General features: G+C 43.1%; 15 protein-coding genes. 7 read left to right on the forward strand and 8 right to left on the reverse strand.

Features of this window, described 5'->3' with window-relative positions; genetic code table 11:
- Window positions 1-176 precede the first annotated feature (176 nt).
- The 4 genes from pgi to ACEN2L_RS13555 all read right to left on the reverse strand — a co-directional run bounded on the left by pgi (window position 177) and on the right by ACEN2L_RS13555 (window position 4,258).
- The gene (pgi, locus tag ACEN2L_RS13540) at window positions 177-1,820 is read right to left on the reverse strand and encodes a glucose-6-phosphate isomerase (RefSeq protein WP_441744406.1); all 1,644 of its coding nucleotides are present in this window, start codon (window positions 1,818-1,820) and stop codon (window positions 177-179) included.
- A gap of 82 nt (window positions 1,821-1,902) precedes the next feature.
- Window positions 1,903-2,856, reverse strand: coding sequence for a transaldolase (gene tal, locus ACEN2L_RS13545; protein ID WP_306020718.1), 954 nt, complete (start codon window positions 2,854-2,856; stop codon window positions 1,903-1,905).
- A gap of 279 nt (window positions 2,857-3,135) precedes the next feature.
- Complete coding sequence (locus ACEN2L_RS13550) at window positions 3,136-3,675, reverse strand: hypothetical protein (protein WP_441744408.1); 540 nt, start codon at window positions 3,673-3,675, stop codon at window positions 3,136-3,138.
- Between the two features lie 19 nt (window positions 3,676-3,694).
- Window positions 3,695-4,258, reverse strand: coding sequence for a DUF2799 domain-containing protein (locus ACEN2L_RS13555; RefSeq protein ID WP_441744410.1), 564 nt, complete (start codon window positions 4,256-4,258; stop codon window positions 3,695-3,697).
- Window positions 4,259-4,513: 255 nt separating this feature from the next.
- On the opposite strand from ACEN2L_RS13555, the gene yaaA reads away from it, so the two are divergent.
- Window positions 4,514-5,290, forward strand: a complete 777-nt coding sequence (gene yaaA / locus ACEN2L_RS13560) for a peroxide stress protein YaaA (RefSeq protein ID WP_441744412.1) — start codon at window positions 4,514-4,516, stop codon at window positions 5,288-5,290.
- On the opposite strand, the gene ACEN2L_RS13565 is transcribed toward yaaA, so the two are convergent.
- On the reverse strand, window positions 5,291-5,677 hold the full coding sequence (locus ACEN2L_RS13565; protein WP_441744413.1) for a YkgJ family cysteine cluster protein: 387 nt from the start codon (window positions 5,675-5,677) through the stop codon (window positions 5,291-5,293).
- Window positions 5,678-5,797: 120 nt separating this feature from the next.
- On the opposite strand from ACEN2L_RS13565, the gene ACEN2L_RS13570 reads away from it, so the two are divergent.
- On the forward strand, window positions 5,798-6,157 hold the full coding sequence (locus ACEN2L_RS13570; protein WP_441744415.1) for a DUF2750 domain-containing protein: 360 nt from the start codon (window positions 5,798-5,800) through the stop codon (window positions 6,155-6,157).
- A 221-nt stretch (window positions 6,158-6,378) separates the two neighbouring features.
- Window positions 6,379-6,774, forward strand: a complete 396-nt coding sequence (locus ACEN2L_RS13575; RefSeq protein ID WP_441744417.1) for a DUF3718 domain-containing protein — start codon at window positions 6,379-6,381, stop codon at window positions 6,772-6,774.
- A gap of 173 nt (window positions 6,775-6,947) precedes the next feature.
- Here the strand turns inward: ACEN2L_RS13575 and ACEN2L_RS13580 are convergent, their stop codons facing one another.
- From ACEN2L_RS13580 to manD, 3 genes are all read right to left on the reverse strand, one after another.
- On the reverse strand, window positions 6,948-9,824 hold the full coding sequence (locus ACEN2L_RS13580) for a PKD domain-containing protein (protein WP_441744419.1): 2,877 nt from the start codon (window positions 9,822-9,824) through the stop codon (window positions 6,948-6,950).
- A 146-nt stretch (window positions 9,825-9,970) separates the two neighbouring features.
- Complete coding sequence (locus ACEN2L_RS13585) at window positions 9,971-10,738, reverse strand: ThuA domain-containing protein (protein WP_441744421.1); 768 nt, start codon at window positions 10,736-10,738, stop codon at window positions 9,971-9,973.
- 13 nt (window positions 10,739-10,751) lie between these two features.
- Complete coding sequence (manD, locus tag ACEN2L_RS13590) at window positions 10,752-11,960, reverse strand: D-mannonate dehydratase ManD (RefSeq protein ID WP_441744422.1); 1,209 nt, start codon at window positions 11,958-11,960, stop codon at window positions 10,752-10,754.
- A 257-nt stretch (window positions 11,961-12,217) separates the two neighbouring features.
- Between manD and ACEN2L_RS13595 the strand changes: the two genes are divergently transcribed.
- The 4 genes from ACEN2L_RS13595 (at window position 12,218) to ACEN2L_RS13610 (ending at window position 20,249) form a co-directional block, all read left to right on the forward strand.
- The gene (locus tag ACEN2L_RS13595; RefSeq protein WP_441744424.1) at window positions 12,218-12,877 is read left to right on the forward strand and encodes a putative glycoside hydrolase; all 660 of its coding nucleotides are present in this window, start codon (window positions 12,218-12,220) and stop codon (window positions 12,875-12,877) included.
- A 31-nt stretch (window positions 12,878-12,908) separates the two neighbouring features.
- Window positions 12,909-14,663, forward strand: a complete 1,755-nt coding sequence (locus ACEN2L_RS13600; protein ID WP_441744426.1) for a glycoside hydrolase family 9 protein — start codon at window positions 12,909-12,911, stop codon at window positions 14,661-14,663.
- Window positions 14,664-14,686: 23 nt separating this feature from the next.
- Entirely contained in the window at window positions 14,687-16,405 is a 1,719-nt protein-coding gene (locus ACEN2L_RS13605) for a glycoside hydrolase family 43 protein (RefSeq protein ID WP_441744428.1), read from the forward strand.
- A gap of 508 nt (window positions 16,406-16,913) precedes the next feature.
- Window positions 16,914-20,249 (forward strand): TonB-dependent receptor, encoded by a 3,336-nt coding sequence (locus tag ACEN2L_RS13610; protein ID WP_441744430.1) that lies wholly within the window; start codon window positions 16,914-16,916, stop codon window positions 20,247-20,249.
- Window positions 20,250-20,299 lie beyond the last annotated feature (50 nt).

A 20,299-nucleotide genomic window follows, 5' to 3' on the forward strand; every position in this document is an offset into this window, starting at 1 on the left:
TATCTACGAATAAAAATGACATTCCACTTTAGTCAATGATTCGCGCTTTGTTGCAATGGATAGGGGCAAATAATTCTGCGCCTAAATTACCAAAGGATTTTAGTTTCGCAGTTAAAAAGATGGCTGCCAGTAAAAGCGCGCTGGCAGCTTTATTAAGAGATACCTTGAGTAAACGTCTAAGTGTTTGCTTGTCTGAATTTAGCGATGAGCTGATTGGTTGATGCATCAAAATTTAGGGCAGCATCAGTATTCACTAACTTATCGAGTACCTGATTACCCAATTCTTTACCTAATTCAACACCCCACTGATCAAATGAATTCACTCCCCAGATCGCGCCTTGTACAAATACTTTGTGTTCGTATAGGGCAACCAATGCACCTAATGTCTGTGGATCCATTTGATTGAACAACAAGGTATTACTTGGCTTGTTGCCCGGCATGGTTTTGTGGGTTGCTAATGAATCTAAAGTATCGGCGTCCAAGCCTTTACTGGCTAAGTCGGCTTTACATTCTTCAAAAGTTTTACCCTGCATCAATGCTTGGGTTTGACCAAAACAGTTTGAGGCTAACATGGCATGATGAGTGGCGTCTTGATTAGGTACATTCAGTGGCAGCATAAAATCAGCTGGAACTAATACAGTACCTTGATGGATAAGCTGATGGAATGAATGCTGGCCGTTTGTGCCTTCGCTACCCCAAATAATAGGGCCAGTGGCATAATCAACAACAGTGCTATTACCCGCAACCCGTTTACCATTACTTTCCATATCGAGTTGTTGTACGTAGGCAGGAAAACCACGCATGTAGTGATAATAAGGCAGTAATACGTGGCTTTGTGCGTCAAAAAAGTTGACATACCACACCCCTAATAAAGCCAAAATCATCGGCAAGTTCTGTTCAGGCGCTGCCGTTTGAAAATGCACGTCCATGTCGTAGGCACCTTTCAATAGTGCTTCATAGTGTTCGTAGCCGATGGTCAATGCGATAGGTAAACCAATTGCTGACCACAAAGAATAGCGACCACCGACCCAATCCCACATAGGGAAAATATTTTCTTCAGCCATACCAAACTCGGTAGCGGCTTTGATGTTTGATGAAACGGCAATAAAGTGCTTGGCGATATCTTGCTGACTACCACCGGCATTTAAGAACCAAGCCTTGGCTGTTAAGGTATTTTGTAACGTTTCTTGAGTGGTGAAAGATTTAGATGACATCACCACTAGGGTCTCTTCATGATCTAATTTAGCTAATACATCTTGAATATGACAACCATCAACGTTAGCCACATAATGTACTTTAACGCCATCAAACCAGTAAGGTTTCAGGGTTTCAGACATGATCTTAGGGCCTAAGAAAGAGCCGCCAATACCAATTGCAACAATTTGGGTCAGGGCTTTTCCGGTATAACCCTTGCGTTCACCCTGATGTACACTTGCTACAAAGTCTTTAATTTTTTGCTGACAGGCCTGTACTTCTGGCATCACATCTTGGCCATCAACCAATACAGCCTTACCCGAATAATTACGTAAAGCTGTGTGCAGTACAGCGCGTTTTTCAGTGTGGTTGATAATGTCACCGGCAAACATGGCCTGACGTTTTTCCGCTACTTGGCTATCTTGTGCAAGTTGCTGTAACGCTGACAACACCTCGGTTGATATGAGGTTTTTAGAATAATCGAGTTCTATGCCACAGGCTGAAACGGTGTACTTTTCGGCGCGTTGTGGATCGGCAGCAAACCAATCGCGCATGTGTTGGGTTTTTACCTGCTGTGCAAGCTCAGATAGCTGTTGCCATGTTGGCGAAGTCGTTAGTGCTGTCATAATAAAAGACTCATCTCGTTTCAATTTGGACAAATAAAAAAGCGCCTAATCTAGACGCTTAATTTGTATTGTTATGCCAAGCTTATAAATAACTCTTAAGCAAGGTTTCAAGTTTTACTTGGTCAATAGCAAAGTTACGAATACCTTCAGATAACTTTTCTGTGGCCATTGGGTCTTGGTTCATTTCCCAGCGGAATTGCGCTTCAGTTAAACGAGGACCAGGTGTGGATGTGGCACCATTGTCTTTCAATTTAAGTGGAAGTGGGGCGTTATTTTGTGAGAGTTCTTCAAGCAAGTTTGGCCCGATAGTTAAACGATCACACCCGGCTAATTCAGTAATTTCATCGGTGTTTCTGAAACTGGCGCCCATCACAACCGTTTTATAACCGTGTTGCTTGTAATAGTTGTAAATTTTAGTTACGGAACGTACGCCTGGATCTTCAGAAGGAGCGTAGCTGTCTTTACCCGTTTTAGCTTTATACCAATCCAAGATACGACCAACAAAAGGTGAAATAAGGAATACACCTGCTTCGGCACAAGCTTGGGCTTGGGCAAAACCGAACAATAACGTTAGGTTACAGTTAATACCTTCTTTTTCTAACTGCTCGGCAGCACAAATACCTTCCCATGTAGAAGCCAATTTAATCAAAATGCGTTCTTTTTCAATGCCAGCTTCTTTGTATAAGGCAATTAGTTTGTGCGCTTTTTCAATACTTGCTTGCGTATCAAAGGATAAACGCGCATCAACTTCAGTTGAGATACGTCCCGGTACGATATTGACAATATCCGTGCCGATTGAAACAGACAGTTTGTCGCCTGCATCAATAATTTGTTGCTCTGCGTCGTTAGACTGTTTTTTAGCCCAGGCTACCGCTTGTTCTAAATGCGCTTTATATTGAGGCATCTCGGCTGCTTTTAGCAGTAAAGAAGGGTTAGTCGTCGCGTCAACAGGTTGATATTTTTTTATCGCTTCAATATCACCGGTATCGGCAACAACAGTAGTAATTTCGCGCAGTGCTTGTAACTGATTTGACATGAGATCCTCGTAAGTGCTCGACTTGAATGGTAGTTATCTTTACAAAAAACTAAGATGATTAAAAGAATTAAGATGAATACTATATGTTCTGAAAATTTGTTACCCGAATGTATCTAAGGCTACACAGAGACACATTGGTCGGCTTGGTTTGTAGATTATAGCTGATATGGTGATGACTCCAGTAAAAACCGAATTTTTACCAACAAAAATAATGCAAAGATAAATAGTCGTAAGCGTAATGCCACCCTATTGTTTGTATTTTTACTACAAGCTATCGAGTTAGAACCCGATGCTTAACTGCGCGCCGTAAAATATATAGGCTTGGCTACGCCAGTTGTCGCTGTCTAATTGTCGAGCCCGGGCCGATAATTCGAGCCGGGCGTGTTGTAACTGAAAACCTAAACCTAAGCCGGCGTAGCCGTCTGGATCGTTGTTTTGTTCGTAATTGGTGTAACAGCAGTCATCGTTACGATCGGCGTTGAGTATGCCTTCAGCCAAATCAATACCTGCTTCAACATAGAAGAATACGTCAGAAAAATAGCCAACTTTCACTCCCACCTCCCATGCTAAAAATTCTTCTAAATAACCATCTTCTGTCAGTACCTCTGCATGATTTATATTAGTGGTGGTTTCAGCTCCAAAGTCACTGTAAGCAAACTCAATGCGTTGAGCTACGCCCACGCCGGTAATTCTGTCGGTGGTATTTATCTCTTGTTTAACAAAAATGCTCAGGCCTTTGGGTGGTTTACCCTGACTTGAAAAACTCAATACCCACAGGCTGACAAAAAGACAGGCTTGTATTGTTGATGATTTTTTCACGGATCTTCCTTATAGGATTTTAGTTATACCGAGAAAATCGGCGTAAAGTGCGTTCGTAATTAAATTTCGCTGCCGCTACTTGCTGCTCAAACTCTGATCTTTGCACATATAATTGCGCTAAATCGGCCTGCATTAGCGCAATGTCGTCACGAATTTTTGCGCGTTCATCACGAGTCAAACCATCAGCAATCATCATTTCGGTTTGTTGGTCAATCTGTGTTTGTAATTTGCTGATGTCATTGAGCAAATGATTAAGATTGCTCTGAGCATGATTCATTGAACCTTGCGCTTGATATAACTCTTCACCGTCTTTAAATCCGCTTAAAAACGCGTTAGCAAGTGCTTCAGGACAGCTATTTTGGTAATTTTTTCCGGCGCTACCATGGCGAAACCCATTGTTATCAGTACAAAATAATACTGAACCTTCGTCGTGCCCAGTACGGTAAGCAGTTAAATCGGGTGTTATACCGTGCTTCGCACAGTCTTTACGGTGTTGTGCTATTTCTGTTTGAGGCCGTCCTGCAGCGCCATCTTCAAAACCAATAGTTTGCCAGTTTGCCGCCAAACACATCGATTTATCCATGTTCGCGCAGCCGCTTAAAAATAGGGAACAAGTCAGTATTAGGGGAAAAAACTTAAGCATTGGTGTCCTATTGATTTTATGTCATGAGTGCTTGGGCTGTATTAAAGCCGATTAAAGATTAATTGAACCTGAATATCTAAGAAATTTAGGTTTTATGCGGTGATTATTGGCTGTAAAGAGACTAATTGGAACATCTAACTTGCATTTTACTGCGTACCCCTTATAAAGGCTTTGTTTACGTTTTTAGGATTATTTATGTTAGTTGTGTTGTCGCCGGCCAAAAACCTTGATTTTGAAAAGCCTGCAGAAGTTTTGAAATATACCCAGCCCCAGTTGTTAGAAGAATCTGCGCAATTAATTGAGCGCTGCAAGCAGCTCTCCCCTGCTAACATCTCATCGTTAATGAAAATCAGTGACAAACTAGCGGGCTTAAATGCCGATCGTTTTGCCAGTTGGCAACCGCCGTTTACCCCAGAAAACGCCAAACAGGCGGTGTTAGCGTTTAACGGTGATGTTTATGGCGGCTTAGATGCCACCACACTAAGCGAAGCAGATATCGAATTTGCTCAACAGCATTTACGCATACTTTCAGGTTTATATGGGGTGCTAAAACCCTTAGATTTAATGCAGGCCTATCGACTTGAGATGGGCACAAAATTAAGCACTGATAGTGGTAACGATCTGTATCAGTTTTGGGGAGATAAAATCACTCAGCTGCTCAATTCTGCCGTTAAAGCACAGGGTGATAACGTTCTGGTTAATCTAGCATCAAATGAATATTTTAAGTCGGTCAAGCCGAAAAAATTAGAGGCACAAATTATTACGCCAACCTTTTTAGACTATAAAAGTGGTCAGTATAAAGTGATCAGCTTCTATGCCAAAAAAGCCCGCGGTTTGATGGCCCGTTACATTATTCAAAATCGATTGAGCGAAGTGGCTCAGCTTAAAGATTTTGATATAGCTGGTTATCGCTACAGTGAACAAAGAAGCACCGCAACAGAACTGGTTTACAGCAGAGTTGAAGTTAATTAGCTACTTGCCAAATGCTGGGCGGCTATCGGCCATTAATCGATCTAATGTTTGTTGGGCTTTTTCGGGATGCTTGAGATCATCATCTTCAAGCATCTCACATTCATCACCGATCATTTGTTTAATGGTGACAGGATAGAATTTGCAATCATCTGGACGGTCGTAATAAATGTCGCAAGTATAAATATTTTGCTCAGGCACTTTACGTAAAAAGGGACATAAACTCAGTTGTTTACCCGATTGCGGGCTCATCCAAATAAGGCCTGCTTTGACATACTCGGCAACATCCGGTCTAAACAACTGCCACATGGCTATTTCGTCGTCAGTTGCTGATAAACCACCATCACTGTATTTGGTGCAGCATTTTCCACACTGGGTGCATTCTTTCATCGAGGCTCGACTGTCTTAATTGGGTTTACAGCATACATGATTAATTACCTCTTTGGACGTTGTGAGTCACTTACATACTCCGTATGATATGTTTATTCACCAGACAACCAATAATAATTTATGACAGATAATAACACCCATTTTTCAGCGTTTTTGGCTGAAGTTAAAACCAGCCAAGTGATGTGGGCCCTTCAAGACGGTGCTTCTGAAGGTTGGGTTATTCTTGACTCCATCAATTTTGAAAACACCGATGTAATGCCTCTATGGTCAAACAAAACATTAGCAAGCAGTCACTGTGTTGATGAATGGCAAGACTATACACCAGTAGAAATTACGGTGGCTGATTGGTTAGAGTTTTGGGTAGAAGACTTAGCTCAAGATAACATTATGATTGGCGTTAATTGGCAAGGTGAAGACGAGTATCTAGAACTTGAACTTGCCGATTTTAGCCAAAAAGTAGCCGAAGTAGAAAAACTGTAGTTGCGCGCTATAGCCTTTTAAAAAGCAGCTTCGGCTGCTTTTTGCTTTTATAGCAACTGTCATTGCCGCTACTCACAAGTTATGAAAGTACATACCTAAGTATCACCTTGTAGATTTTTCAATCAATTTTAATGGGGTTTAATAGGTCCATCGAGACAGGCCAACACACTAACTTGTTTCAAACCTAAACCTAACTACTTTACCTATTTGAGGAATTGACCATGTTGAAAATCGTTAAAACTTCTATCGCTTTAGCCGCCGCTTCTTTCATTGTTGCTGGTAATGCTCATGCTGATATCAACGAAGCACTACAAAACATCTGCACTATCGTGAAAGCTGACGATAAAGGCGAATTGCGTAAAAAAATGAAAATGGTCCAGTCTGACTACCGTTTACAATTACAAGATTATTACTCAGGGATTTCATGTGGCGGTCAAAGCTTAATTCGTACGGCCATGTTAAACGGCGCAGTAGAAACCGGCACCTTGATGGTTAAGAAAATGCCTAAAGGTGACTTAAGCTCACCCGAAGCTGACGGTAAAACCGTAGTGGCTTGGGCGGCTGAAAACGGCTTAGATAACTCACCTATCGTTGCCGCATTAAACGAAAGAATCTAACAACAGTTGCGAGATTAGCGCTGCGGGCTGCAAACTGCGGGCTGCAAGTCTCGCTACTGATTAACCATTCAACATGGTGGGTGAAGCGTAACACCTTCTCCTAAAAGAACGGCCTCAATTGAGGCCGTTTTTTTGTTTGAAGATCTTTACTATTAACTGTGGTTTACGTCTTTTTAACGCAAAAGGATAGGATTCATCGTCCAGGTTTTTCCTAGTGCGTCGATTATTTCAACATCACCGTATAAGGAATCAGCGCCAGCAGGGAAAGTAAAGTCTAACGTTAACGTGCTGTAGTTGAGATACCAAAAATCATTTTCATCGTCTTCGGGGTCGATGGTAAGTTGCCCTATGACTTCTCCAAACTGTTGTGTGTCATCGACATTTCTGACATTAATTTTGACTGTCATCGGAAAAGCATCATATAGACCATAGGCAGAGACCAATATTTGGTTATTAGTCGTAAGTCCATAACCGACAAAATAGGGCGGGCTGTAAGGCACCACAAAGTCTTTGGTAGTGACGCTTACGCCATCGTCACTTGATTCGTCAAAGTCGACGTTAGCGTCAACATTGACGCTTTTTATATGATTGCTTGGATCGTCTGATTGCGAAAATACAGCGCCAAATAAATAACCGGTGTAATTGTATAAGGCGTGTTCTATCTCACACGTTACGGCAAGACTGTAGTTACCTTCCTCGTCAGTAAGACCAAAATTATAACTAAAAGAATTAGTGCCAATTGCGTACATTAATTGTTTGTGAGCCGGCACCCCATCTGTGAAGGTGACTTTGCCATCGACGTAGCAGAGTTTTGCTCTGTCTACGGTGATGATCTGGATTTCAGGTTCATCACTAACCTCTGATAAATTGATGGTGCTTTGGCTGTAACCGAATTCAGTGGAATTATAGATATACAGCTCTGCTTCAGTGTCATCAGTTTCAGATATGAGCGTGACACATATTTCAGCTCTACCTTGTTGGTCGGTGATAAAAAAGCCGGAGCTAAAGTCAAAGGAGTCATCTTTATCACTGACAAATCCGATCACGCCGGCAATGACTTGTTGCTCTGTATTTTGCACTTCAACTGTGGCGCATAACTCTTTAGGTTGTGAGAACAATAGGGGATAGTCTAAATTCCACCATTTGCTGAGGAAAATCTCACTGGTGACTAAAATTTCCATGGTGTAATTGCTGGTAGTGCAATCAAACTGAGTTCGTCCCGCATCGACCATTTGGCCTATCGCATCATAAATCGTGCCTTGGCCGAGTAATTCCCACAAACCACTGTAGGGGTTAAAAACATATATAGGCACTTGAAAGCCGTCTTGGCTTGCATCGCTGTCACCTAAAGTCTCAAGAATAGGGCAGCTCAGGGCGGGTATATTGCGGTTAATAATGACCGGTTCTTCCTCTAATTTGGCCGCAGTACCCGCTAGGTTTGCTATTTTTTCGGCTCTCACTCTCTGCATTGCTTCTGCTAGGGGTTCATTGCTATCGGTTGTGACATCGGCAAAATTAAACGCAACCGAAACAAGTTGATTACCATCGGAATCGGCATATTCGCCAGGGAAATACTCTGCATCGGCTGGATCGTTTGGATCAAAGGTTTCAACCGCCATGGACAAAGATGCCGTGTTTGCAGGTAATAGAGAGCTTGGCACGCTAATGCTCATTGTCGTTACTTGTTGTCCGTTTACCGTTTCAGACAGTTGCAAGTTAAAGCCATCAGTCATTTGGCCTGAGACCGACTGCATGCTTGACTCTGCGACTTGTTGTACGGGAATTTGTAATAATTTGGCATCTAAATTAACTACGTCATTGTAGTTTACTCGCCACGATGAACTGGTGTAGCCCGGATAAGATACATCAACCGCAACTTTAGCTGCATTGTTTGCAGTAACTTCAGAATTAAAACGCAGCTCGTCACCTACTTGTGGATTTTCAGTCGCCTCAGGCGTGCTCGTAGCCAAGATATTGTTATTTTCATCCAGCAAATTAATTGAAATGACGACTTGGGTACTATCAATGGCCACTTTTTGTTGAGTGGTGTTAAAAGCTAGAACGGTACCGTTTACTCGCGTTGTCGTGGGATTAATGACAGGCTCTGTCACCACAATATTGACACTGTCTGATTGACTTGTAGCAGCACCATCATTAGCCGTTAAGCTGGCTACATAGGTGCCGGCAATATCGGGGGTGAAATCGGGGGTCAATACCGATGTAGAAGATAAGCTTGCTGTGCTATTAGGTGGCACTAACAGCGCCCAGGTATAAGTGAGTGTGTCGCCATCAGCATCACTTGCACTGGCATCGTTTAACGATACGGTGTCACCTACAATGGCATTTTTGTCATTACCTGCGTTAACCGTTGGTGCAATATTTACTTTGCGTACCTCTATCGACACCGTGTCACTGTTCGTTGCTCCCTCGTCGTCGGTGACGGTCAGCGTGAACAACAAGGTTTCTGTGGCAGTAACATCGGGTGCTATAAAGTCAATTGAGGCCTCAGTAATGGAACTTAAACTGACGCTAGTACCTGCTGTTTGACTCCAACTGTAGCTGCTAATGGTGCCATCATCACTGCCAGTACCGGTTAAGGTTACTGTTGATTGTTCATCAATACTTTGGTCAGGACCCGCATTGGCGATAGGGTCTTCATTTATTCTAAGCACATTTACCGAAACGCTATCGCTGTGGCTTGCGCCATCGTTGTCAGTCACGGTTAGGGAAAAGGTTAAGGTCTCATCTGCGTTTAGATCGGGTGCGACAAAAGTAGTCGAAGCCGCTGAACTAGCACTTAAACTAACGTTAGTACCGGCTGTTTGAGCCCAACTATATGTGCTAATAGTGCCATCACTGTCAGTACCCGTCCCTGAGAGGGTAACCGTGCTTTGCTCATCGACACTTTGATCATTTCCAGCACTAGCAACAGGTGGCGCATTAGTGGGTGGTGGCGGCGTTTCTGTCTTATCACTGTCGCCACAAGATAATAAACTAAGAAATAAAAATGAGACTAAAAGGGATTTGAAAACAGGCGAATGGTTTTGCATTTCGACATCCTTGTATGAAATTTGAGATACAAAGCCTAAACAAATAGCCTGTCACAATCCAATACAGAAAAAGAATAAGGCGCTGCTTCAAACCGAACCAAGTGTATAAAAATTGTTCAATTATTTTTATACACTACGCTTCTTTATTATTTTTTCATACCTTTGTCGGTAGCTGCCCAATAGATGCCACCGTATAGATGTTCGATAAAGGCTTTGTTGCTGTAAGACACGCCCATATGACCCAATGCAGTGTAAAACGAGCGCCCGCCATCGAAATATTGGTACCAAGCAACCGGATGAAATTTGCCCATGCCTTCGCCTTTCGCTCTGCCCCAATCCGCTTTTGGATCGTAGGTGCTCTCGTCTACGCTCAGCAGGTAGGTTAAGTTTGGACTGAGCTCTTCGCCAAATTCATACCATTCTTCTGTCCACAGACTGGTTTTAGGGAAGTATTCTAAGCCGGGAAATGAGTCGTTAATTACCGATAGACGTGCCGTTTGAATTTGCGGATGAATATGGAAATGGCGCCCTACCAATTGGCCAAACCATGGCCAGTCATATTCGGTGTCACTGGCGCTATGCACACCAACAAAGCCTTTACCTGATTGAATAAACGCTTCAAGTGCTTTTTGTTGTGGCTCATTGAGTATATCGCCGGTAGTTTGTAAAAATAGTACAACATCAAATTTAGCTAAGTTTTCAGTATTAATTAAACTGGCGTCTTCTTGCCAATCTAAAGTGAAATGATGATTTTCGGCCATGGCTTTTAAGGCGGTAACGCCTTCGTTAATGGAGCTATGGTGCCAACCAGCGGTTTTACTAAATACCAGCACACTAAATTGTTCAGCCAGCAGATTGCTACTGAATACACTCATAAGCAGTGCTGAGCATGCAATTATCTTTCTTAAATACATTATTGTTTTCCTTTCACCAATTAAACATTGAGCCGTCTTCAAGACGGTTGACGGGTAGATAAGCTCTTTTGTAGGGATATTTTGCGGCTAATTTTTCATTGATGTCTGAACCATGTCCAGGCGTATCACCAATCATCATATAGCCTTGATCAAAATGATAATCATGGGGAAAGACATCGTTGCTGAGCTCTGTGTGGTGCATGTGTTCTTGAATACCAAAATTGGGCACCCAAGTATCAAAATGCAGGGCACAACCCATAGTGATGGGTGATAAGTCCGTGGCCCCGTGAAAACCTGTTTTTACATGATATAAATCGGCCAAGGCAGCAATTTTTTTCAGGTGTGTTATACCGCCACCATGCACGATGGTAGTGCGAATATAGTCTATCAACTGTTCGGTGATTAATTGCTGACAATCATAAATGGAAGAAAAAACCTCGCCAACCGCAATAGGTGTTGTGGTGTGTTGGCGTATTAGTCTAAAGCCTTCTTGCAACTCAGCAGGGACGGCATCCTCCATCCAAAATAGACGATAGGGTTCTAGATCTTTGCCGAGTCTGGCGGCTTCGATAGGCGTTAAGCGGTGGTGCACATCGTGCAACAAATGCGGCTCACTCCCATATTGCTCACGTAATTTTTCAAATAAGCGGGGGATAAAGTTCAGATATTTACTGGTTGACCAAACACTTTCAGAGGGAAGGTCGGCATCGGCCGGCTCATAAAAGCCTTTGATTTTTGAAACGCCGTAAGTGCCATCCAATCCGGGTATTCCAGATTGCGCACGAACGGCTTTGTAACCCATATCAATATGGCGACCTACTTCATCTACCGTTTCTGCAAGGTCACGGCCATTGGCATGGCTATAAACCAATACGCCCTGTCGACTCTTACCGCCCAGCAGTTGATACAAAGGCATGTTGGCCGCTTTGGCTTTAATATCCCACAACGCCATATCAATGGCAGCAATGGCGGTCATGTTGACAGGTCCTCTACGCCAATAGGCACCTTTATAAAAAAACTGCCAAATATCTTCAATTTGTGAGGCATCTCTGCCTATCAAACAAGGGATTAAATGTTCTTGTAAATAAGAGGCAACTGCCAATTCACGACCGTTTAAGGTGGCATCACCAACACCATACAAACCGCATTCGGTTTCTATCTTTATCGTAACAAAATTTCTACTGGGGCAAGTGACTATGACCCTAGCGGCCCTAATTTTCATTTATGAAGCTCCTGTTAATAAGGTGTTGCAAACCGAGTGCCACAAAAAGGCAATGGGTCCTCGCAAAGTAAACGCATTTTTACGCAAAAGCACGTAACTCAACACTGATAAATTTATAAACGTAAAACCATAACAACATAATGTAATGAAGTCTTGGGTCGCGATTTTGTAACATCGCATTTACATTGGTGGCGCATGGTTGCCGATAAAAGCGTGTATGTCACACAAGGCTCAAAAAATAAAAAAGGTTGATACAAATGATACACAGCACTCACTCTGAGAAACAAAATGACTGGCGTACCTTAGCAATTCGTTTATTGCTTGTAATATCGGCAACACTTTCAGGTGTCAGTTATGCCAACACCCTTAATGCAAACTATTTTTATTTTTTTGATGGTAGTCCAATCGGCGGGTGGGGGCTTACCTTGGGTGATGAGGGAAACTGGGTCTTACCGATAACAGAAAATCCCATGGACTCAGCGAATAAGCAGATCAGTGTAAGTCGAGCCGGTTATAAAACCAAAGATGATGCGCTTAATTTAAAGTGGTCTCGCTCGAAAGGAAAGGGGCAATTTGCTATGTATGGTTCGCCAGTTGATTTGAGTCAACTAGCAGATAAAGCCGCGCTAACCATGGAAATTAATATTATCAAAAAGCCAAAATCCTCTGTATCTATCGGCATGGATTGCGGCTATCCCTGTCGTGGCGAAGTCAATATTCAAAAGATGCTGCGTGATATGAAAACCAAGCAATGGATTACCTTTCCGATCCCCATTAATTGTTTTGCTGCAAAAGGCGCCGACCTGAGCAAAATCAATAGCCCGATAATGATCGCTTCAGAAGGGCAGTTTGAGGTGCAAATCGCCAATATTAGATTGGAATTGTTACCAGAAGGAGCGCCTACCTGTGCCTCATAAACCCAAGCGCCTTCGACTTTTGAAACAAAAAATGGTCCTGTTAACACTGGCTGGTGTGGTCAGTAGCAGCATGTTGATCTCATGTGGTCAAACGGTCAATGTGGCTAAGGACACTGCTGTACCCGCAAGGAAGGCCGCTGAGCAAAAAACACAGATATATATTAACCAAGTCGGTTTTTTACCTAATGATCATAAGGTTGCCGTAATTAGCCCTCAGCAAAGTGGCGCATTTACTGTGGTGTCGCAAGCCACTGGGCAAGTGGTACTAAACGCGAAGCTGCAAAGTAAAGGCATATGGCCTTTGTCGGAAGAAAACGTCAGCATTGCTGATTTTAGTGACCTTAGCCAAGAAGGTGCCTATCGGCTTGAGTTAGCTGATGGTAAAGCGTCAGCACTTTTTTCTGTCGGCTCTATGGTTTATCGTCAGATACATGATGCCAGCCTCAAAGCGTATTATTTCAATAGGGCAAGTATGGCTTTAAGCCCTGAATTTGCCGGACCATGGGCCAGGTCAGCAGGACATCCCGACACCCAGGTTAACATTCATGTAAGTGCCGCGTCAGATGCAAGGCCCACCAATACAATAATATCAGCGCCCAAAGGATGGTATGACGCAGGCGACTACGGCAAATACGTAGTGAATTCCGGTATTTCAACTTACACCTTGCTGCTTGCCTACACGCATTTTAAGGATTTCTACCAAAAGCGTGATGGTCATATACCCGAATCCAGTGATGGGCTGCCCGATATCTTAAATGAAGTTATGTGGAATCTTGATTGGTTACAAGCCATGCAAGACCCGAATGATGGCGGCGTGTATCACAAACTGACAACATTGAATTTTGCCGGCAGTGTGATGCCTGAAAATGCCCATGAACAACGTTATGTCGTGCAAAAAAGTACTGCTGCGGCCTTAAATTTTGCTGCAGTGATGGCCTTTGCTAGTCAAGTTTATCAAGAGTTTGACAGTGTTTATCCGGGTAAAAGTGCTGCCTATAAAAAAGCCGCGCTTGGAGCTTGGCAATGGGCCAAAACGCATCCTGAAATACTTTATCTTCAGCCAGAAGATGTAAAAACGGGCGCCTATGGTGATAAAACACTGGCAGATGAATTTGCTTTTGCCGCCGCGCAATTATTTGTCTTAACTGGCGACAATAGTTACCTCAACGAGTTTTTATTACTTGACCAAACACCTCAGACCCCAAGCTGGTCTCAAACTGCCAGTTTAGGCTATTTTACCTTATTGAGTTTTGCCCAAGACTTAATGTCCGCCAAGCTCTATCAACAACTTGAAAATAAGCTGATTAAACAAGCAAATGTGATGGTTGCTCAGTTAGCAGAATCAGCTTACGAGGTACCTTTGATAAAGTCTGATTTTGTATGGGGCAGTAATGCAGTTGCAATGAATAAGGCCATGTTGTTGCTCATTGCGAATCAACATAAACCTCATCCTGAATTTCGTCATGGCGCTGTGGCTTTAACAGATTATATCCTGGGGCGCAATCCAACTGGCTATAGCTATGTGACTGGCTTTGGTCAATTGTCACCGATGCACATTCATCATCGGCAATCAGAAGCCGATGGCGTTGTGGCCCCTGTGCCGGGATTTTTGGCTGGAGGCGCACAAAATGGTTGGCAAGACCAATGCAACTATCCATCAAAGGCTCCGGCAGCGTCATACATAGATGATTTTTGTAGTTATTCCACCAATGAAATTGCGATCAACTGGAATGCCCCACTGGTTTATGTGCTGGCCGCTTTACAGTCCCAAACAATGCCTTATTAACATCAAAAATGAGTTGTACACCTATGAATAATTTCGTCTTACTCCGCACTTTACTGCTTAGCACGCTAATGGGCTTAAGTGGCTGCCAGCAAGCAAGTGAACAATCAAAGCACAGCCGAAGTGTATCAAATACCGTGAGCTTTGATTGGTTTAGATATCAAGGATCTGATGAGTTGTTTTCACAGGCTTTGCCGCAAAATTCTTTTCAAAATCCAATTCTATCGGGCTTTTATCCGGACCCGAGTATTACCCGCAAAGGCAATGACTATTACATGGTTAATTCTTCTTTTGCCTATGCGCCGGGTGTGCCGATTTCCCATAGTCGTGATTTAGTAAATTGGAGGCTAATCGGGCATGTATTGAGTCAGCCGTCACAGCTGAATATGCAAAATTTACAGGTGTCCCAGGGTATTTATGCGCCTACCTTGCGTTATCACGAAGGAGTATTTTATATGATCACTACCCTCGTTGCGGGTGGGGGTAATTTTATTGTAACGGCAAGCGATCCTGCTGGGCCGTGGTCAGATCCTATATGGCTGCCCGAAATTGGCGGTATCGATCCTGATATTTTTTTTGATGATGACGGTAAGGCTTATATTGCCCATAACGATGCACCGCAAGGCGAGCCTCTCTATCAAGGCCACCGTGCCATTTGGTTGTGGGAGTTTGATTTAGCTACCCTAAAAGTGGTGCCTGATAGTGGTCGTGTGATTGTTAACGGGGGAGCAGATATAAGCCAGCAACCGATTTGGGTTGAAGGCCCGCATATATATAAAATCAATGGCTGGTACTATCTTAGCTGCGCCGAAGGCGGCACTGGCCCACAGCATTCACAAGTGGTATTTCGCAGTAAAGACTTACAACAACCATTTGAGCCGTACGCGGGTAATCCAATTTTAACCCAACGAGACTTACCTGTTGAGCGAGCAAACCCAATTACGAGCACGGGGCATGCTGATTTTATTCAAACACCTGAGGGAGAATGGTGGGCGGTGTTTCTTGGTACACGCCCTTATCAGGGCAATAAATATAATACCGGACGAGAAACGTTTTTATTACCGGTTAGCTGGGAAAACGAGTGGCCACATATACTGCCACAAGGCGAGCCCGTACCTTATATTGTAGCCAAGCCCCTTATCTCAAAAGATCTTGAGCCACTGACAGAGGTCGATATACAAACGGGCAATTTTGTGTGGCAAGACGACTTTGACAAACGCCGCTTAAATCCACACTGGAATCTATTACGCAGTCTGGATTCTGAGTGGCTAAGTATCAACGATGGACGACTAAACCTGCAAGTCAGTCAGCATCAACTGGATCAACAAAACAAAGTCAGTTTTGTTGGTCGTCGCCAGCAACACATGACATTCGATGCCAGCACATCTGTGGTATTGCCGCAAAATGAGCAGCTATCAGGTGGCATGGTGGCCTTTCAAAACGAGAAATTTTATTACTATTTTGCGCTGCAAAAGCAAGGGACTCACTACCACCTATTTGTGCAGCAAGTCAATAATGGGCAATCCACTATTGTTGCTGAAACATCGCTTCCTCTGAATATTGGCAGTGCGCTGACTTTGCAAGTTAGGGGTGAAAAAGGGCTGCTTAGTTTTTATTATCAAACCGAAAATAAAACCTCCGAGCTATTACTCAAAGATGCTGACGCCACCATATTAAGCACGGAAGTGGCGGGTGGTTTTGTTGGCACTATGTTGGGGCTCTATGTCCAAAATGCCATCAAATAACAATTAACAAAAACTGACAAACACGCTCATAATCGGGCCGCTAATTGCTGAAATTTAGCGGCCTTCACATTTAGCCTTTACGTTTTTTTGTTTTAAGGTTTTGGGCATTTAAATCCTTTCTCCCCGCATTGTTTACGAAATCGTTCTTTCGCCTTATGAGTCTGAATTTTTGTGACCTATTTATGTGCGAATTATCAAATCTTGTTAATTCTATGTTGCGAAATATCGTTTCATTTTTCAGTTTTCTCCTACCTTGATTGACTGTGTTTAAGCAAAATTCCATAGTAATCCAGTCGTTAAGCTCACTGTTGTTACATCTGTTTTCACTTTGTTAACGTGAAAATGTAAATAAAATGTTTGTTGGTCTTGACGAAAACGGCACGATTATCAAAAACGTTATTTAATAAACAATACAACTACACGTTTTTGGGATTTTGTTTAAAAGGGTTGTTTGAGCCAATACCAGGGGCTGCAGATGACTTTAATCACACCACAGAGGTAAGTCGTAATGGCTACAAAAATAACTAGATCACAGGCTCCAACCTTTCGAAAATCTCTTTTAGCACTTGCTATGATGAGTGTATGTGCAACGACATACGCACAAGAAGCGGCGCCACAAGAAAGTGAAGAAGATGTCGAATTAATTGAAGTAACGGGTACACGGACAAACCTGCTAAACGCACAAAACTTAAAACGCAGTTCTGAAACTGTTGTGGACTCAATTACCGCAGCCGATATCGGTTCGTTACCTGATCGCAGTGTATTAGAAGCCATACAACGTTTACCCGGTGTGTCGATAGAGTTGTTTGATGGGCCCTCTGATCCAGACCATTTCAGTGTGGAAGGTTCTGGTGCCATAATTCGTGGTATGACCCAAACACGCTCTGAGTTTAACGGTCGTGACTCCTTTAGTGCTGATTCAAGCCGGGGATTATCATTTCAAGACGTATCACCTGAATTGATGGGTGGTGTTGATATTTTTAAAAATCAAACGGCTGACATGATTGAAGGCGGTATTGGCGGAACAATTAACTTACGTACGCGTAAACCTTTTGATTCAAGAGAACAAGTGGTCGCGCTTAGTGGCGACTATTCCTACGGCAGTTTGGCTGAAAAAGGAAGCCCGACTCTATCAGGCTTGTATAGCAATCAATGGGAGCTAGATAGTGGAGGCCGTTTTGGTTTTCTAGCTAACTATGCTCATTCAAAGTTATACGGACAATCTCATGGTATTCAATCTGATGCAGCGGTGCAGTTTTATGCTCGTGATATTGCCGGTGCAGAGGCGTTTGTAGGAGAAGATGGCAACGGCACCGTTTGGGCACCGCAAGCAGGTAACGCACTGAAAAAGAGTGACGATCGTACTCGCGAAGGATTTTCAACTGCCCTGCAGTATGCCAATGAAGACGATACCTTTCAGTCGACCTTACAATATATTCGTTCAGACTCTAATTTAACGTGGCATGAGCAAGCGATTAAATATCAGGGGGGCTACTTTTCAATTAACAATCGTCGTACTCGCCCTTTAAGTGGCACGGAATTTACTTTTGATGATCGTGGCGTGTTTGAATCAGGTACGTTTTCTGATGGTGGCGTAGATGGTTGGCGTGCGGCTGATGGTAATCAAGACCGTATTCCTCGCACATGGGGGACTAATTCTCGCCAAGATTTCCCTCATATATTTCAATTTGATAGTCGTATTCAAGACAGCTCTTCACTAGTCGAAGATCTTTCTTTGAATCTTGAGTGGAGCCCTAGTGAAAACTTAGATTTAAGCGCTGATTTTCAACATATCAAAGCGAAAAGTTCTAATGACGATGTTGTGGTGCATACGGGTACTAATGCGGGTCAAATTTATGATGTGACTGGCTCGACACCTACTTTGTCATTAGTCGAACCTTGGTATGGTTATCGAGATGCAAATCCAGAATTATTCGCTGCTGGCACTGCCCCTGAAAATGCAAATAATCCTGATCGCATCTACCCTGGTTTCACCAATGATCCCGCAGGTGATAGCAACTACTTTAGTGAATACGACAATTACATGCTGCGCAGCGCCATGGATCATTATGAACGCTCTGAAGGTGATTCTAATGCCATACGTTTTGACGGTACCTATCATTTAGAAGACGAAGGATTGTTCACGTCAATTCAGGCTGGTGTGCGGTATGCCAAACGAGACCAAACCGTGCGTAGAACCAGTTATAATTGGAATGGCTTAGCACCAAACTATTCAAGCGGCACGGGATGGCTAACATCAATTGATGGCTATCAAAATGATTTTGAGTTAGTAGATTGGAGTGATTTTCATGGTGGAGATGTACTGACTATTCAAGGCAACCAGACTATTCATGCTACTGAAGCCTATGTGCGTTCAATCATGGGGGCTAATCCAGCCAGACAACCCTATACATCAAATGCTAGCGGCTGGAATTCATACCCAAATCAAAACGGAGTAAGTGATTCTGAGTTTGGTTTATTCAGCCCAGGTGACGTAAACAATACCATCGAAACCAACAAAGCAATTTATGTAAGAGTTAACTTTGAAGGAAACGATGACCTTCGGTACAGCGGTAACTTTGGTTTACGTTATGTCACGCTAAACCGTGAATCCAAGGGCTTTATTAACTTTCCTGATTTAACGCCTGATTCGCCCGTACCGGAAGGGGTGCCAGAGCAGTTAACCAATGAATTTGTCAGAGGCTATATCACTCAACAAGTCAACGACGGTGTGTATGCTGATGCGGACGCATTTTTAGATGACGAAGCAAACAGATGGGTGTCAGATGGTATCAATTACTTGTCTGCAGAAGACAGACAATGGGGTAATAACTACGATGATGTCTTAAATTCAGAGGCTGATTTCAACTTACTGTTGCCTAGCTTTAACATTAAAGTTGAATTGACCGATGAACTGATTGCGCGCTTTGCTTTTTCTAAAGCTGCCGCCTTCCCTGATCTTCAGGACGTTCGCAACCAAACAACACTGGGTGCGGACGTGTTCACTGTCAGACCGACAGTCGATCCGGAAGCTGACCCTGATACAGTGGATCCTTTAGACGGTTTAATACAAGATGCTTTCGTCATCGGTCGTACAGGTAGTGGTGGTTTTACCGGCTTGAAACCGATGGAGTCAGTGCAATATGACATCGCATTAGAATGGTACTTCGCTGATGTAGGCCAATTAAGTGCGACCATTTTTCATAAAAACTTGAAAAATTACTTCATCAAAGGGGCATCTCCACAAACCTATACCAACCCATCAACGGGTAGAACAGAAACGTCTTTAGTGTCGTCTACTGTAAATGGTTCAAAGGGGAAAATGGACGGTTTGGAAGTGGCTTATCAACAGTTCTTTGATGATTTTGTCCCCGGTTTTGGTATCCAAGCTACTTATAGCTACATTGACGCTAGCGGTACGCCAAATAATGAAGAGTCGTACGATGAAGCGAGTTGGATCAACAGTGATTACAACGATACGGGTATCCGAGTTAACTTTGATGCTGTGCCACTGCAGGGGCAGTCTAAAGAAACCATTAACTTTATTGCGATGTATGAAAAAGATGAAATAAGTGCCCGTATTGCTTATAACTGGCGTTCGAAGTACTTGTTAACGACACGTGATGTAATCAGTAAAGCGCCACTATGGAATGACGATCGTGGTCAAGTTGATGCATCGTTCTTCTATAACTTTGAAAATTACACTGTGGGTATTCAAGGTACAAACCTAACTAACTCAACGTCAAAAACTATCATGATATTAAATGATGAACTGTTAGAAACTGGCCGTTCTTGGTTTGTTTCTGACCGTAGAGTCGCCTTAGTGTTTCGTGCTAACTTCTAAATTACGGAGTTAAAAACGGATAAAAATGTGTTTCGTTTTGCGAAACACAT

Origin of the sequence: Flavobacterium sp. W21_SRS_FM6 (assembly GCF_052119645.1) — a bacterium.
In the GTDB taxonomy this organism is placed as follows: Bacteria; Pseudomonadota; Gammaproteobacteria; order Enterobacterales; family Alteromonadaceae; genus Paraglaciecola.